Source organism: Arthrobacter sp. 10T425 (assembly GCF_056393985.1).
The window spans coordinates 1-542 of record NZ_JBFTGZ010000054.1; the positions used below are offsets into that span (position 1 = coordinate 1).

Genomic DNA, 542 nt, shown 5'->3' on the forward strand with positions numbered 1-542 from the left:
CTCGATAGCGGATCTGCTGCCCTGATCGATGCCCGACATCGCAATAGACCTTTTCAATGCCGTGCGCTGCCATGTCGCATGGCGCAGGCCGATACGTGCTTCGTATGCTTCCGTTGCTTGCCCGGGGTCCATACCACGGCACCTGAAACGTAGACGAGAACAAAATGAGATCTGAAAAAGCCTGGCGCAAGACCGCCATTGCTGTAGTCGTACAGACGCTCGCGCTGAGCGGCGCGGCCATCGCGCAAACCAACGCCACGCAGGCATCCAATGACGCGCCACTCCCCACGCTGCCCACCATCACCGTCAGCGCAGCGGCGCCAGCCGAGGGTTCACTCACGGTGCCCGGCGTGGCCCGCCAGCGTGACACGCTGTTCCAATCGGCCGGGTCGGTCGGATTTGTCGATGCGCAGTCTTACACCGATACCTACGCCAGCAATCTGCGCGATGTCCTCAAGGACTCGCCCGGGGTCTACGTACAGGAGCGCTACGGCCAGGAGCTGCGCCTGTCGATCCGCGGCTCCGGCATCTCGCGCGGCTTC

Annotated in this window: 1 protein-coding gene; it reads left to right on the top strand. The window is 63.3% G+C overall.

All coding sequences use genetic code 11. From position 1 onward, the window contains the following. Window positions 1-164 precede the first annotated feature (164 nt). The coding region (locus tag AC1DDH_RS20475) for a TonB-dependent receptor plug domain-containing protein (RefSeq protein WP_476956211.1) at window positions 165-542 on the top strand (378 nt) is incomplete at its 3' end.